Source organism: Pseudomonas sp. LF-5, from assembly GCF_037626295.1.
GTDB classification, from domain to species: Bacteria; Pseudomonadota; Gammaproteobacteria; order Pseudomonadales; family Pseudomonadaceae; genus Aquipseudomonas; species Aquipseudomonas monsensis.
Window position 1 is genome coordinate 160,488 of record NZ_JARKMT010000001.1, and the last position, 14,078, is coordinate 174,565.

Here is a 14,078-nt window from a genome sequence, read left to right on the forward strand (position 1 = left end):
GCACGGCCCCAGGTGGCCCCACCAAGAGCGATTTACATGCAAGCAAAGGCCCGTGAAGTTTATGTGCCACCGGTGCTGCAAGATCTGCGGGCCGGCACTGCCGAGCTGCACATCGCACTGGAAAAGCGTCTGCCGTTTTTTTCCGATAGCCTCGATATACCTGCGTTCAAGCGCCTGATGGCGGCGTATTACGGCTTTTATGAGCCACTGGAAAGCCTGTTGCAGATCAACGGTTGCGTCCCCGCCGATTTCGATCTCGGCCCACGACGCAAAACCCCGACGCTGCGCGCCGATCTGCAAGCGCTGGGGTGCACTGCCGAAGCGCTCGAACAACTGCCGATGTGCGCTCAATTGCCGGTGATCGACTCCAGCGCCGCCGGCCTCGGCGTGCTCTATGTGCTCGAAGGTGCGACGCTCGGCGGGCAGATCCTGCGCCGGGAAATCGCTACGCGACTTGGCCTGGATGCCTCCAACGGTGCGGCCTTTCTCGATATCTACGGCGCCGCCACCGGTCGCCGCTGGCGGGATTTCATCGAATACCTGGGCAATCGCCCGATGTGCGCCGAGGAGCGCGCAGCTGTCGTCACGGCGGCACAAACCACATTCAGCTGTTTCGAGCGCTGGCTCGAGCGCCGGGAGGTACTGGCATGACCCCGCAAGACAAAGAAACGTTTGAAGAATTGCTGGCCAACTGCGCCGACGAGCCGATTCGATTCCCCGGCGCGATCCAGCCCCACGGCGTGCTGCTGACCCTCAGCGAGCCGGCGCTGGAGATCATTCAGGCCAGCGCCAACGTTGAATCCATGCTGGCCCGTGCGCCGCAGAGCCTGATCGGCCAGCCACTCGAAAGCCTGATCGGCGGCGCCGAAGCGACGCAAGTGCGCGAGGCCCTGCTGCACCCGGCACTGTCCGACGGACCGCCGCTGCGCTTCAGCGTCAATGGCACCGCGTTCGAAGGTTTGCTGCACCGTCACCAAGGGGTGCTGATTCTGGAACTGGAAATCCACGTCGAAAACTTCCAGCCCCGTAACGTCGCCGGCAAACAGACCCATCTGGGGCGCATGCTTCAGCGCCTGCAAGCGGCCACCACGTTGCAGGCGCTGTATGAAATCAGCGTCACGGAAATCCAGGCGATGACCGGTTACGACCGGGTGCTGATCTACCGTTTCGAAGAGGAAGGGCACGGCCAGGTCATCGCCGAAGCCTCCGATCCGTCGATGGAGGTGTTCAACGGCCTGTTCTTCCCGGCTTCGGACATTCCCGAGCAGGCGCGTGAGTTGTACCGCACCAACTGGCTGCGGATCATCCCCAACGCCGATTACCAACCGGTGCCGCTGGTGCCGAAGCTGCGCCCGGACACCGGTACGCCGCTGGACCTGAGTTTCGCCACCCTGCGCAGCGTGTCGCCGATTCACTGCCAGTACATGAAGAACATGGGCGTGCTGTCCTCGATGAGCATTTCCCTGCTCAAGGGCGACCGGCTCTGGGGCCTGATCAGTTGCGGCAATCGCGAGCCGCTGCACGTGCCTCACGAATTGCGTGCGGCGTGCCAGACCATTGGCCAGGTGCTGTCGCTGCAGATCAGCGCCATGGAAGCGCTGGAGATCAGCCGCCAGCGTGACGAAAAACTCGAGGCGTTGGCGCTGCTCAATCAGGCGATGATCGATTCGCCGCAGAACGTCTTCGACGGTCTGGCCAATCAGCCGCAGGCATTGATGGCGCTGACCAACGCCGGCGGTATTGCGATCATCGAAGACAAACAGTTGCACCGCTATGGCAACTGCCCGGAACCGGACGACATCCGCGCCTTGCACAAATGGTTGCAGGCGTCCGGTGAGCCAGTGTTTGCCAGTCATCACCTGGCCAGTGTTTATCCGCCGGCGGCGCAGTATCAGCAGGTGGCCAGTGGCGTGCTCGCCATGAGCCTGCCGAAACCGGTGGACAACGGCGTGCTGTGGTTCCGCCCCGAGGTCAAGGAAAACATCAACTGGAGCGGAGACCCGCGCAAGCCGCTGGATCTGGAAAACTCCGACGCCGGGTTGCGTCTGCGCCCGCGCACTTCGTTCGAGATCTGGAAAGTCGAGATGGCCGGGATCTCCACCAAGTGGAGCCACGGTGATGTGTTCGCCGCGAACGATCTGCGCCGCTCGGCGCTGGAGAACGATCTGGCCCGGCAAGTGCGCCGAGAGCAAGAAGCGGTGCGCGCTCGCGACGACCTGGTTGCGGTGGTGTCCCACGACCTGCGCAATCCGATGACGGTGATCTCGATGCTCTGCGGCATGATGCAGAAGGCGTTCAGCTCCGACGGTCCGCACACTTCACGGCGGATCTCCACGGCCATCGACACCATGCAGCAGGCTGCTGGACGCATGAACACGTTGCTGGAAGACTTGCTCGATACCTCAAAAATCGACGCCGGGCGCTACTCCATCACCCCGCAGAAACTCGACGTCGGGCAGATGTTCGAGGAAGCGCAGGCGTTGCTTGCGCCGTTGGCGCTGGACAAGGACATCAGCATTTCCTTTGCGGCGGACCCGGACCTGCGCATCCACGCCGACCCGGAGCGCCTGTTTCAGGTGCTGTCCAATCTGGTCGGCAACGCGATCAAGTTCACCCCGCGCCTGGGCACGGTGGGCGTACACGCCACCTCCGTTGGCAATCAGATCGTCTTTACCGTGCGAGACAGCGGCGAGGGCATTCCCAAGGAACATCTGCCGCACGTGTTCGATCGCTACTGGACGATGAAGGAAGGCAACCCGACCGGTACCGGCTTGGGCTTGTACATCACCCAGGGCATCGTCGAAGCCCACGGCGGACAAATCGTCGCCGAAAGCGAACCGGGGCAGGGCAGCGAGTTCCGCTTTACCGTGCCGCGCCTGGACTGAACACAGCTTTTATGTGGGAGCGAGCTTGCTCGCGAATGGGGTCGTCCTGGCAATGCAGTGTTGAATGACCCTCCGCTTTCGCGAGCAAGCTCGCTCCCACAAGGGATATGTGTGGCCAGGGGCATTTTCTTCAATACCGGGGAACGGGCGCTGGCTAGGGTGTGCACCTTGTTCCTCGATTTGAAGCAGGTGTGCGATGAGTCTGATTGTTTCGATGGCGGCGTTTGCCTTGGCGGCGTCCATCACGCCGGGGCCGGTGAATATTGTGGCGTTGAGTTCCGGGGCGCAGTTCGGTTTTCGTGCCAGTCAGCGGCATGTTGCCGGAGCGACGCTGGGGTTTGTGCTGTTGCTGGTATTGATGGGCCTGGGTTTGCACGAGGTGCTGAAACTCTGGCCATTCCTGACCCGCGTGGTGCAACTGGCCGGCGTGGCGTTTCTGCTGTTCATGGCGTGGAAACTGGCCGTGGATGATGGACAGTTGAACGCCAAGGATTCCGGGCGAGCGCCATCGCTGCTCTATGGCGCGGTGATGCAATGGCTCAACCCGAAAGCCTGGCTGGCGTGTGTCGCGGGCATGGGCGCGTTTGTTGCCGATGGCGAGGCACGGCTGGTGTGGCAGTTTGCGGCGGTGTATTTGGTGATCTGTTATCTATCGGTGGGCTGCTGGGCGTATGCCGGGACGTTTTTGCGTGGGTATCTGAGCAACGCGGCGGGGATGCGCGGGTTCAATCGGGTAATGGCGGGGCTGTTGGCAATGAGTGCAATCTGCTTGTTGTTCACTTGACCCTGTGGGAGCGAGCTTGCTCGCGAAAGCGGTGTTTCAGTCAATGGATGTGCTGACTGTTCCACCGCATTCGCGAGCAAGCTCGCTCCCACATTGATCGGGCGTCGCTGCCTGAGGTTAGTTGAACGGTTGCTGAAAGGCGCCTCCTTCCATGTGCCAGACCTTCGGCTCGTCCGAAAGATATTCCTCCAGACCCAGCATGAATAACCGATGGTCCTCACTCGCTTCAAACCCGGGCGAGTGGTCCTCGAGGGATTGCCAGTGCACGATCAGGTTGAAGACTTCGGGCGTTTCAATGCCTGGTGCGAGCAGATGTCCGCTGTAACCCTTTGCCCGTTTGAGCAACGGCTCGACCTCGGTAAACGCACGCCGAAACGCTTCAGTTTGTTGTTTGTGAACGGGTAGCAGAGCGATCTCATAAATCATGGTGTTCTCCTTGCACTGGGTTCAGCGATTGGCGAGTTCGGATGATGGCGCGACAGCAATCGCGATCTTCCCTTGGACGCCGTTGTTGGGCGTTTCCAGCAAGGTATGGGCGAGCCCGATGTCGGCCAGCGAATACACCGCGCCAACGTGTGGTCGCAACTGACCGTTGGCGATCAAGGCACTCAACTCATCAAGCTTGCCGCGGTTCTGTCGGGTGAACACGAAGTGATAACTGGCGTTCTTGCCCCAGGCCTGAATCAGGTTTTGTGGCCGGGCAAGGTCAACGATCGACACCACGCGGCCAAGCTGTGCGAGCGCCTCAGGACTACGCGACAGGGTGTCGCCGCCGATAGTGTCGAACACCACATCGACGCCGCGCCCCTCGGTTTCGCGCAGGATCGCGGCGACGTAATCTTCCTTTTCGTAATCGATCAGCACATCGGCGCCCATCTGCCTGGCGAACTCGAAATTGCCTTCACGCACAGTGGTGAAGACCTTCGCGCCGATGGCTTTGGCCAGCTGAATCGCGACATGACCAACGCCGCCCGCGCCGCCGTGGACCAGAATGCTCTCGCCGACTCTGAGCGCCGCCCGCACGACCAGCGCTTCCCACGCCGTGCCGCCAACCAGACTCAGGCTCGCCGCTTCAAGGTGGCTGAGCGTGGCCGGCTTCTTGCCGACAATATTTGCCGCCGCCACGTGGTACTCGGCATAACTGCCCGGGCCATCGAAGATTTGCGGGGTGTACCAGACTTCGTCACCCGGCACGAACGCCGTCACCCCAGGGCCGACGGCTTCGACAACGCCGGAGACGTCGTGACCGGTGATGGCTGGCAGGGGCACCAGATCGGCATAGTCGCCACGGCGCACCTGATAATCCAGCGGATTGATGGAGGTGGCGTGCACCCGCACCAGGACTTCGCCCGCTTGTGGCACTGGCTTGGGCACGTCGCGAAGTTCGAACGATTGCGCGCCGCCAAATGAAGTAAGGATCATCGCTTTCATTGCATTTCCTCGTTTCGGTAAAAAGGGATATCGGGAATTCTCGATATCATGGGGCAAAAAATTACAGCTCGCTGCCGATGATCTCGGCCAGCGCACTGATCGCTGCTTCGTTACGTTTGTAATAGGTCCACTGCCCGATGCGCCTGACTTCGACCAGGCCGGCGCGTTGCAGCGTCGCCAGATAATCGGACACCGTCGACTGCGACAGCCCGACGCCTTCCTGAATACTGCTGACGCAAACGCCCACCGTGTGCACGTCACCCTCATCCTGGGGAGGAAAGTGTTTCTCGGGATCCTTCAAGCCTTTGAGGATTTCCAGGCGTGTGCGGTTCGAGAGGGCTTTGAAGATTTCGAGTAGGTCCATGCCGCGAAGATATCGGAATTTACCGATATGTCAATATCTGAATATGTTGGCCAGCGGTTGATCGTTCCCACGCAGAGCGTGGGAACGATCAATCGGGGCAAACCATCAGCCGCGATATTGGCCGGGCGTTGCCGCCAAATGTTGCTTGAAGGCTCGCTGAAAATGCGCCTGATCGGCAAACCCGGCTTCCAGCGCGACATCCGCGATCAACTGGCCGCTGCGCAGGCGCTCGCGGGCAAACTGGATGCGCTGGTTGACCAGAAACGCGTGGGGCGTCATGCCGTAATGCTGTTTGAAAGCGCGGATCAGGTAAGACGGTGACAGCTGTGCTGCGGCGCAGATGTCGTCGAGGTTGAGCATTTCGGTGCAGTGCTCGCGGATGAAATCGGCAGCGCGTTCCAGTTTGAAATTGGGTTCGCGCAGAGAGGGCCCGGCGGGATTCAAACGCAGTTGCAGGTCGCTGAAAAACTCCACCGCCGCGCTTTGCTTGCGCAAGACATCCTGTTGCTCGTCGACTAGTACATCGTAAAGCGCGATCAGGTCGCTAAACAATTCTGCGTCCTGCAGATGCGTGTCGGAAAACCGCCGAAACTCGAGTTCGGCACTGAACCCCAACTGATGCTGCAGATCCGTCAGCCATGGGGTCTCGACATACAGCATCACATACGACCAAGGCTGATCATCAATCGGATTGCACGCATGCACATCGCCGGGATTCATCAGCACCACGGTGCCCGCCGCGACTTCGAACTGTGCCTGTTCATGCACATAGGTGCTGCGCCCGGCGGTGATTGCACCGATGGAAAAATGTGCATGGGAATGCCGCGCATAACAGACCTCGCGGCCATCGGCGATGGCCCGCGCTTCAATGAAGGGCAGGGCCGCGTCGCGCCAGAAACGCGGGGCTTTTTCAGGGTGTTTGGCGGCAGTGTGTTTCATCGTGGTGTTCCCGGCAGGCCAGCCCCCGAGTGTATTAGCTCTGGCCGGCAAAGGCCCGTTCCAGTTCGGCAATGTCGAGTTTTTTCATCGTGAACATGGCCTGCATCGCCCGTTGCGACTTGGCGGTGTCCGGGTCCAGCATCATGTGCATAAAGGCCACCGGCACGATCTGCCACGACACGCCGAACTTGTCCTTGAGCCAGCCGCATTGCTGGGCTTCGACGGGGCCGCCCTCGGATAGGTTGCCCCAGAAATGGTCGACTTCTTCCTGATTCTGGCAATTGACCTGAAACGAGATCGCCTCGGTGAACTTGAACATCGGCCCACCGTTGAGTCCGGTGAAGGTCTGGCCATCGAGTTCGAAACTGACGGTCATCACCGCACCTTCCGGCTTGCCGTGAAATTCCTGGCCGACCTTGCTGTAGTGGGTCAGGCCGGTGATTTTCGAGTGATCGAAGATCGAGCAGTAAAACTTCGCGGCGGCTTCGGCCTGATCGTCGAACCACAGGCAGGGCGTGAGTTTTTGAAAGCGTTGCATGGCAGTCATCCTCGGCAGGTTAGACACGCAGGATTAACAGCGTAGTCAGTCCTTGGTCGATTGGCGGTGCCGTAGATCGACAATTGCCGAGCATTGGAAATGCCGACGACGGAGACATCGAGCTGCAGACCGGACTTTCTTATCGTGTCTTTCTGTAGTCGTAATGACAAAGTTTCGGGTCGAATTGACTATGTCAGGCTTGTGTCAAATTGACTCGTTATCGTGCAACTAACTGATTCTATTGGGTTAAAAATCTGGCACGAGACTTGATGTACTCAACTTACCTAAACGAACCGCTCAGGAGTACGCCACCATGCTCACGTTCTTCGAAAGCCCGCTGAACGTTCTGCACCTGTCGAGCAAAATCCTCGTCGCTGGTCTGCTCATGCTGCTGGCCGGCATCTACGGCGCGTATCTCTACAAAGGCCACATGCCGATTGCACTGATGGTGGCGATGCACGCTCTGACCATCCTCGGCCCGACCCTGATCAAGATCGGCTACGTCATGCGCCTGCTGGCGCAGTACCGCGTCCGTGGTCCGCAGATGATCCGGCAAACTGCATAGATCCCACAGGTTTCTGTGGTGCCCACAAATTCCGGGAACAACTGAAATCACTGTGGGAGCTGGCTTGCCAGCGATGGCGGTGTGTCTGGCAGCATTGATGTTGAAAGTTACGGCCTCATCGCTGGCAAGCCAGCTCCCACAATGATGGGTGGTGTTTCTGAAATTTCAGCGGCGCTCGGCAACCATCAGCAACGACTGCGGCAGCTGACTTTGCGGGTGTTGTGGCTCTTGCAGGCTGACGAGTTGGAACCCGGCCATATCAAGTGCATTCAACCAGCTCGACAACGTGCGGAAATACCACGGCATCGGCTGCCACTGGCCCTTGAACCCGGCGAAGGATTCTTCGCGCCAGCCATCCTGATAATCCCCAGCCGCCACAGCCCACGGATGCAGTGTCTGAATGACCAAAACCCCGCCGGGAACAAGCAGCGTATTCATCGCCGCAAGCAGCGGAATAATGTCCTGATGCAGCAAAGAGAAATTCGCGCAGATCAGATCATAGTCACGGCCCACGTCGACCTTCGCCTCGACCAACGCGTCATAACTGGCGACATGCACCTGCGCCGCCCCCGCCAAACGCGCCGCTTCAATAAGCCGCGCATCGCCATCCACACCCACCGCATCAATCCCGCGATCCGCCAGCGCCCGCAACAGCCAGCCTTCACCACAGCCGAGGTCGAGCACACGCCGCGGCTGACGGCCCATGATCGCCAGCAGAATCGCTTGATCGGTAACCTGCTGGCGGCTTTCGATGGCGCCGCTGCGGATCACTTCGATCCAGGCCGCAGCGTTGTCGTGCCAGCTCTGCAAAAGGCTGGATTCGGGGGAGGGCATGGCGGTGTCCCAATTATTGAAAACCCACAGTATGGACGCTGATCGCAGGTGCGCCGCTAGGGCTTGTAGATCAGCGCATCCACCACAACCCCGAACGCCGACGAATGCTCGCGGCGATTCGGGTAATAAAGATGATAGCCGGCAAAGGGCTGGCACCAGTCCTCCAGCACCCGCACCAGACTGCCGTCGGCCAAACTCCCGGCGACCATGTCTTCGGGCAGAAACCCCAAACCGCATCCCGCCACGGCCGCGCGCAGAATCGGCACACTGCTGTTGAACGTCCATTGCCCTTCAACGCGCGCCTTGAGTTCGTGACCGTCCTTCTCGAAATCCCATTGCATCAGGCTGCCATGCGTCGGCAGGCGCAGATTGATGCAGTTGTGCGCGGCCAGATTGCCAGGCTCCACGGGCATTGACCGGCCTTTGAAATACTCGGGCGAACCCACGACAGCGATGCGCAGCGACGGGCCTATGGGCACGGCGATCATGTCCTTGGCCACCTGATCGCCCAGCCGCACACCAGCGTCATAGCGCTGCGCGACGATGTCGGAGAGGGCGTAATCGACGGTGATTTCGACTTTGATGTCCGGGTAGTCCGGCAGCACCTTCAGCAGCTTTGGCCAGAGAATGTTGTTCGCCGCATGCTCTGAGGCCTGGATGCGCACATTGCCGGCCGGGGTGTCGCGAAACTCGCTGACCGCCGCCAGTTCCAGTTCGATCTCGTCAAAGCGCGGCGCCATCGATTGATACAGGCGTTGACCGGCCTCGGTCGGGGAAACACTGCGCGTAGTCCGCGTCAGCAAGCGCACGCCCAGTCGGGTTTCCAGTGCACGCAGGGTGTGGCTCAGCGCCGACTGCGAGACGCCCAACTGTGCGGCAGCGCGGGTAAAACTGCCTTCGCGAGTGATGACCACGAAGGCTTGCAGGTCATTGAGATTGGGGCGGGACATTGATGAGAGCCTCTCATGAGGAGCGCGTGATTATTCCATGAAAGCAGGTCGCGCACGGATGCGCGACCCTTGGCGCGCTGATCACAAGGTGCGTGCGTAAAAATCCGTCAGTTTGCCGATCGCTGCATCGACATAACGCGGCACCCAGTAGGTTTCAATGTGGGTGGCGCCATCGAGTATGAACACTTCCTTGTCGGTGGTGCCGGTGGCTTTGGGGAACGCATCCTGAGTCATGTACAGGCTGTCGGCCTTGCTGCCGGCGATCATCAGCAACGGTTGGTTGATCAACTCGATATGGTCGGTGGCGTCGAAACGCATCAGGTCAATAAGGCTGCTGGTGGTGTATTTGAAGGTCGAGTTCGGGTGCGCGTGAGTCTTCCAGTAGTACTCGTAGCCTTGGCGATACAGCTCGAAGGGCAGTTTGGCGATCTGTTCATCGGTGAGGTTGGCATCACCCGAGTACAACACCGCTCCGCCGGCCGCTTCTTGCGCGCGGGCTGCTGATGCTTGTTGCAGGCGTTGCTGAATGCTGTCCATTTGCGAGTCGTTGTAGCCATTGCGACGTACCCGGCCTGAATTGAACATGCTCACCGTCGCCAGGGATTTGAAGCGTTTGTCGGTTTGCGCCGCCGCTAATGAATAACCACCGCCGCCACAAATGCCGAGCAGGCCCAGACGCTTGTCATCCACGCCGGCAAACTGGCTGATGAAATCGGCCATGCCGTGGATGTCTTCGATGCGATACGCCGGTTTATCGATGCTGCGCGGCTGACCACCACTGGCGCCCTGATAGGCCGCATCGGCGGTAATGGTGATGTAACCCTGTTCGGCCAGGCGCTGTGCATACAGACCGGCGACTTGTTCTTTTACGCCGCCATTGGGGTGCGCGACGACCACGGTCGGGTAGGTCTTTTTCGCGTCGTAATTGGCCGGGGTGTAAACGTTGGCGGCGATGTCCAGACCGTTGAGCTTGTAGCTGACCGGGTGGATGTTGACCTTGCCCGCTTCGTTCTTGCTGATCGCGCCGTCGTAGGCGAGGGTAAACGGGTTCTTTTTGTAATCGGCGGCCAAGGCTTCGCCGCCCGAGAGGCCGACCAGTGCCGACATGAGCGTGGCTTTGAGGGTGTTTTTCACGTGAAGCTCCTGAGCAATAAAAAGGGCGGCAGTTCAAACGAAGGGCGGGTCAGTCCAGCTGTTTTTCTTTGAGGAATTGCGCCACCAGGTCAGCGATCTGCACATTGTTAAGATCCGACATGGGGAAGTGAGTGTTGCCGTGGATGCCAATCTCCGGCAGATGGATCAGGCGCACATCGCCGCCGTGGCGATTGACCGCGTCACGCCACAGGCGGGCCATTTTCAGGCGTGCGCGCCAACTGTCCTGCGCGGGCAGGTCAACCGCCTGCTCCGGGATGTTGTCGCCGTAAAGGATCAGAATCGGAATGCGCGTCAGCGCCATGAATTGTTCCATCGGCACCGCTGCGCCTTGCACCGTGTCGAACGCGCTGGGGATCGGCGCCGGCACTTCACCGTTGGCAAACACGAAGCTACTGCCCGGTTCGAACGCCACGATGGCTTTGACCTTGTCGTTCTTGATCGCCGTCAACCAGCCCGGCCCGCCACCCTGAGAATGCGTAAACAGGATGCCGGGGCCGATTTTGTCGAACAGCGCCGACACACCATCGGAGACCACGCCCATGTCAAACGGCCCGGTGTTCGGCGTCATTGCCCTGAAAAACTGCTCGCGGGTCTGCGCGTCCTGTGCCACTTGCACGCCGTTGAAGTAGCGGGGCCAAAGGCCGATGCGGAACTGGTTGAACCACAGTTGTTCGTCCGGCACCGGTTTGATTGTGGTCTCGACCATGCTGCGTCCGGCGTCGCCACGCCGTGGTTGATCGATCAGATAAACGCCGTAGTGGCGACGCAGAAAAATGTTCTGAAAACCTTCGCGGCCATCGGCGGTGGTTTCCCAGGTCTTGGAAAACTGACCTGCGCCGTGCCACATAACGATGGGCAGTTTTCGCGCATCGACCGGGATCTGGTAGAACGCGTAGGCGTGGTCACCGTGATAGGTCTGGCCGTCGGGCATCATGGGTTTGCGTGGATCGAATGTGCCCGGCGCGGTGGTCACCGTGCCGCCAGCGGCGAAGCTGCCTTGCTTCTGAATCAGCAACGGGCTATCGGGTTGGTTCGCGCACGCCGCCAACAGGCTTAACAGTGCAATGCTCAGGAGATGCTTTGCCGATTTCATGTCATTTCCCCGCAGCCGCGAGGGCTTTGGTCAGTGCTGCGTTGGCCCGCTCGGCAGTCTGTGCATCGCCATGTTTTTTCAGCAGCTCGGTGACTTGGCCTAACTGTGCCGCGCTGAGTCCGATGCGCAGGCTTGCCGCCATGTGCGAGCGCAATTGCGACTCGACCCCCGGCGTTGCTGCCAGCGCGCCGACGGTCGCCAGTTCGCGGCTTTGCCAGTCGAGGTTGTCGCGCTCGAAAATGTCGCCGAACAGATGGGTTTGCAGGAACCGGTTGATCACCGGAGCGAACTCGAACACCGGGCCTTTGACCGGGGCGCCGGAGATTTTCGTTTGATTCGCCGTACCCGCTGCCAATAGCTCATCCCCGACCGGAATCGCCCGGCTCGGCTCACGTCCCGGCGCATCGTCAAGGCCGCGTTGTTTGCGCGCCTGCACCACGGTCATCAATTCATTCAAGGCGTTGAGGCTGCGCGGGAAGCCGACGTAGGCGTAGAGCTGCACGAGAACTTCGCGGGTTTCGCTAATGGTCAGGCCGGCATCAAGCCCTTGGTTGAGCGCCGTGTTGAGGTTGGGCATGTCGCTGGTCGCCATGAACGCGGCGATCAGTGGAATCGTTTGTTGTCGGCTCGACAAAGTAGTTGCGCTGGCTGATGTGCTGGTCATGGTCTGCGCTGCCTCGGCTGCTTGAGTGGTAACGCTGAACATCGCCCCGACGCTCATGCAGAGCGCCATGAGTGTGGGGAGAGCAGTGCTGTTGCGGGTGTCAGTGATCATTGTGAAGGGCTCCATCCATTGCGGGGCGCTGCGGTGTCGCTGGATCGTACGGAGGATGGTTGGGCCGATTAACCCCGATATTGCGCATGGACTCCTGAGCAGAACTCATGAGTGGGCGTTGCAATACCCACTGAAATCCCGGCTCGACCCCGCTGGTGCGGGGCCTGGAGGTCGCATGACGGTTTGCCGCGAAGGTGCCGGGCGAGCAGCCTCGACACATTCGGTAACTTCATTGGCCAGCGTATTGCGCCTCTGAAACCTGTTCTGCCCAGGTGACGGTCTTGCCGTCCTCGGCTTCAGCGATGGCGATGTGGGTCATGCCGTTGCTGGCCGTGGCGCCGTGCCAGTGACGGATGTTCGGCGGAATCCAGACACTGTCGCCCGGACGAATCTCCTGACGCGCGCCACCCTCTTGCTGCACATAGCCGACGCCGGCGGTGACGATCAGCGTTTGCCCCAGCGGATGGGTGTGCCACGCCGTGCGTGCGCCCGGCTCGAAGGTCACTGTGCCGCCGCCGATGCGCGCCGGCGGTTCACCTTTGAACAGGCCATCAACGCGCACCATGCCGGTAAAGTTTTGCGCCGCGCCCGTGGCCGAGGGCTGCGAGCCGTTTGGCGTGATGCGGATTTCGCTGGCGGCCTGGGACTCTGCCGCCATCAGTGAAAAAGCAACGAGTGGCGCAATCAATCGGTTCATCGGATTGGTTCTCCGGTCAGACAGGGAAAGCGACGCCGTACATGGCGCCGCGTTGGGCAGGCTCAGAGTCCGGTCATTTTCAGTGCCGACTCCGGCAGACGTTCGCCGTGCACCTGAATCTGCGCCATCTGCTCGTTGATCTCGCGCAGATCGTCGCCGGTCAATGGCAGCTCGACTGCGCCCAGATTCTCTTCCAGTCGATGCTGTTTGGTCGTGCCCGGTATCGGCACAATCCACGGTTTCTGTGCGAGCAACCAGGCCAGTGCCACTTGCGCCGGCGTGGCGTGTTTGCGTTGCGCGACGGCTTTCACCACATCGACCAACGCCAGATTGGCCCTGCGTGCTTCAGGGGAAAAGCGCGGGACGAAATTGCGGAAGTCGCTGGCGTCGAACTGCGTGTGCTCGTCGATCTGACCGGTGAGGAAACCGGCACCCAGCGGGCTGAACGGTACGAAGCCGATCCCCAGTTCTTCCAGCACGGCCAGCAGTTCCAGCTCCGGGCCACGCCAGAACAGCGAATATTCGCTTTGCACCGCCGTGACCGGTTGTACCGCGTGGGCCCGGCGGATGGTTTCCACACCTGCCTCAGACAGGCCGAAATGCTTGACCTTGCCCTCGGCGATCAAGTCCTTGATGGTGCCGGCGACGTCTTCAATGGGCACCTGCGGATCAACGCGGTGCTGATAAAACAGGTCGATGTGATCGGTACGCAAGCGCTTCAACGACGCCTCGGCGACGGCGCGGATACGCTCCGGCCGGCTATTGGTGCCGCCGCCTCGTGCGCCGGTGATCGGGTCGATATCGAAGCCGAACTTGGTGGCGATGACGACCTGCTCGCGGATCGGCTGCAAGGCCTCGCCCAGCAGTTCTTCATTGGCGAACGGACCATACGCTTCGGCGGTGTCGAACAGGGTGATGCCTTGCTCGTGGGCCGAACGAATCAGCTTGATCATGCTGGCTTGGTCGGCTGCCGGCCCGTAGGCCGACGTCATGCTCATGCAGCCAAGGCCCAATGCAGACACTTCCAGGCCATTGCCCAACGTGCGGTTTTTCATGATGTCACTCCGT

16 protein-coding genes are annotated in these 14,078 nt (G+C 60.5%); 4 read left to right on the forward strand and 12 right to left on the reverse strand.

The features are described 5' to 3' along the window. Positions 1–36: 36 nt before the first annotated feature. The 3 genes from PseuLF5_RS00835 (at position 37) to PseuLF5_RS00845 (ending at position 3,669) form a co-directional block, all read left to right on the forward strand. Entirely contained in the window at positions 37–651 is a 615-nt protein-coding gene (locus tag PseuLF5_RS00835) for a biliverdin-producing heme oxygenase (protein WP_123462755.1), read from the forward strand. After that, positions 648–2,885, forward strand: coding sequence for an ATP-binding protein (locus PseuLF5_RS00840; RefSeq protein WP_222832653.1), 2,238 nt, complete (start codon positions 648–650; stop codon positions 2,883–2,885). The genes PseuLF5_RS00835 and PseuLF5_RS00840 overlap by 4 nt, the downstream gene beginning before the upstream one ends. Before the next feature lie 196 nt (positions 2,886–3,081). Further along, complete coding sequence (locus PseuLF5_RS00845; protein WP_340132694.1) at positions 3,082–3,669, forward strand: LysE family translocator; 588 nt, start codon at positions 3,082–3,084, stop codon at positions 3,667–3,669. A 117-nt stretch (positions 3,670–3,786) separates the two neighbouring features. On the opposite strand, the gene PseuLF5_RS00850 is transcribed toward PseuLF5_RS00845, so the two are convergent. From PseuLF5_RS00850 to PseuLF5_RS00870, 5 genes are all read right to left on the reverse strand, one after another. After that, positions 3,787–4,095 carry an antibiotic biosynthesis monooxygenase family protein gene (locus PseuLF5_RS00850; RefSeq protein WP_340132695.1) on the reverse strand — a complete coding sequence of 103 codons (309 nt, stop codon included), beginning with the start codon at positions 4,093–4,095 and terminating at the stop codon, positions 3,787–3,789. 21 nt (positions 4,096–4,116) lie between these two features. Continuing rightward, complete coding sequence (locus PseuLF5_RS00855; protein ID WP_340132696.1) at positions 4,117–5,100, reverse strand: zinc-dependent alcohol dehydrogenase family protein; 984 nt, start codon at positions 5,098–5,100, stop codon at positions 4,117–4,119. A 61-nt stretch (positions 5,101–5,161) separates the two neighbouring features. Next, positions 5,162–5,464 carry an ArsR/SmtB family transcription factor gene (locus tag PseuLF5_RS00860; protein ID WP_007910618.1) on the reverse strand — a complete coding sequence of 101 codons (303 nt, stop codon included), beginning with the start codon at positions 5,462–5,464 and terminating at the stop codon, positions 5,162–5,164. A 105-nt stretch (positions 5,465–5,569) separates the two neighbouring features. Then, on the reverse strand, positions 5,570–6,403 hold the full coding sequence (locus PseuLF5_RS00865) for an AraC family transcriptional regulator (protein WP_340132697.1): 834 nt from the start codon (positions 6,401–6,403) through the stop codon (positions 5,570–5,572). 34 nt (positions 6,404–6,437) lie between these two features. Then, complete coding sequence (locus PseuLF5_RS00870) at positions 6,438–6,941, reverse strand: VOC family protein (protein WP_340132698.1); 504 nt, start codon at positions 6,939–6,941, stop codon at positions 6,438–6,440. A 313-nt stretch (positions 6,942–7,254) separates the two neighbouring features. Between PseuLF5_RS00870 and PseuLF5_RS00875 the strand changes: the two genes are divergently transcribed. Next, positions 7,255–7,506, forward strand: a complete 252-nt coding sequence (locus PseuLF5_RS00875) for a transmembrane sensor/regulator PpyR (RefSeq protein WP_340132699.1) — start codon at positions 7,255–7,257, stop codon at positions 7,504–7,506. Positions 7,507–7,671: 165 nt separating this feature from the next. Here PseuLF5_RS00875 and PseuLF5_RS00880 read toward each other — a convergent pair whose 3' ends face one another. The 7 genes from PseuLF5_RS00880 to PseuLF5_RS00910 form a co-directional block, all read right to left on the reverse strand. Next, the gene (locus tag PseuLF5_RS00880) at positions 7,672–8,340 is read right to left on the reverse strand and encodes a class I SAM-dependent methyltransferase (protein ID WP_340132700.1); all 669 of its coding nucleotides are present in this window, start codon (positions 8,338–8,340) and stop codon (positions 7,672–7,674) included. 56 nt (positions 8,341–8,396) lie between these two features. Beyond that, positions 8,397–9,290 carry a LysR family transcriptional regulator gene (locus tag PseuLF5_RS00885; protein WP_222832659.1) on the reverse strand — a complete coding sequence of 298 codons (894 nt, stop codon included), beginning with the start codon at positions 9,288–9,290 and terminating at the stop codon, positions 8,397–8,399. An 81-nt stretch (positions 9,291–9,371) separates the two neighbouring features. After that, complete coding sequence (locus PseuLF5_RS00890; protein ID WP_194933165.1) at positions 9,372–10,424, reverse strand: alpha/beta hydrolase; 1,053 nt, start codon at positions 10,422–10,424, stop codon at positions 9,372–9,374. A gap of 49 nt (positions 10,425–10,473) precedes the next feature. After that, a complete protein-coding gene (locus PseuLF5_RS00895) occupies positions 10,474–11,418 on the reverse strand; it encodes an alpha/beta hydrolase (RefSeq protein ID WP_194933252.1) in 945 nt (314 codons plus the stop codon). Positions 11,419–11,539: 121 nt separating this feature from the next. After that, the gene (locus PseuLF5_RS00900) at positions 11,540–12,313 is read right to left on the reverse strand and encodes a carboxymuconolactone decarboxylase family protein (RefSeq protein WP_194933164.1); all 774 of its coding nucleotides are present in this window, start codon (positions 12,311–12,313) and stop codon (positions 11,540–11,542) included. 229 nt (positions 12,314–12,542) lie between these two features. After that, positions 12,543–13,010, reverse strand: a complete 468-nt coding sequence (locus PseuLF5_RS00905; RefSeq protein ID WP_340132701.1) for a (R)-mandelonitrile lyase — start codon at positions 13,008–13,010, stop codon at positions 12,543–12,545. A gap of 62 nt (positions 13,011–13,072) precedes the next feature. After that, a complete protein-coding gene (locus tag PseuLF5_RS00910) occupies positions 13,073–14,065 on the reverse strand; it encodes an aldo/keto reductase (RefSeq protein ID WP_194933162.1) in 993 nt (330 codons plus the stop codon). Positions 14,066–14,078: the final 13 nt, after the last annotated feature.

Bases quoted from the DNA above. Each gene is read 5' to 3' on its own strand.
- PseuLF5_RS00835 (WP_123462755.1), top strand. From the start codon at position 37: ATGCAAGCAAAGGCCCGTGAAGTTTATGTGCCACCGGTGCTGCAAGAT.
- PseuLF5_RS00840 (WP_222832653.1), top strand. From the start codon at position 648: ATGACCCCGCAAGACAAAGAAACGTTTGAAGAATTGCTGGCCAACTGC.
- PseuLF5_RS00845 (WP_340132694.1), top strand. From the start codon at position 3,082: ATGAGTCTGATTGTTTCGATGGCGGCGTTTGCCTTGGCGGCGTCCATC.
- PseuLF5_RS00850 (WP_340132695.1), bottom strand. From the start codon at position 4,095: ATGATTTATGAGATCGCTCTGCTACCCGTTCACAAACAACAAACTGAA.
- PseuLF5_RS00855 (WP_340132696.1), bottom strand. From the start codon at position 5,100: ATGAAAGCGATGATCCTTACTTCATTTGGCGGCGCGCAATCGTTCGAA.
- PseuLF5_RS00860 (WP_007910618.1), bottom strand. From the start codon at position 5,464: ATGGACCTACTCGAAATCTTCAAAGCCCTCTCGAACCGCACACGCCTG.
- PseuLF5_RS00865 (WP_340132697.1), bottom strand. From the start codon at position 6,403: ATGAAACACACTGCCGCCAAACACCCTGAAAAAGCCCCGCGTTTCTGG.
- PseuLF5_RS00870 (WP_340132698.1), bottom strand. From the start codon at position 6,941: ATGCAACGCTTTCAAAAACTCACGCCCTGCCTGTGGTTCGACGATCAG.
- PseuLF5_RS00875 (WP_340132699.1), top strand. From the start codon at position 7,255: ATGCTCACGTTCTTCGAAAGCCCGCTGAACGTTCTGCACCTGTCGAGC.
- PseuLF5_RS00880 (WP_340132700.1), bottom strand. From the start codon at position 8,340: ATGCCCTCCCCCGAATCCAGCCTTTTGCAGAGCTGGCACGACAACGCT.
- PseuLF5_RS00885 (WP_222832659.1), bottom strand. From the start codon at position 9,290: ATGTCCCGCCCCAATCTCAATGACCTGCAAGCCTTCGTGGTCATCACT.
- PseuLF5_RS00900 (WP_194933164.1), bottom strand. From the start codon at position 12,313: ATGATCACTGACACCCGCAACAGCACTGCTCTCCCCACACTCATGGCG.
- PseuLF5_RS00905 (WP_340132701.1), bottom strand. From the start codon at position 13,010: ATGAACCGATTGATTGCGCCACTCGTTGCTTTTTCACTGATGGCGGCA.
- PseuLF5_RS00910 (WP_194933162.1), bottom strand. From the start codon at position 14,065: ATGAAAAACCGCACGTTGGGCAATGGCCTGGAAGTGTCTGCATTGGGC.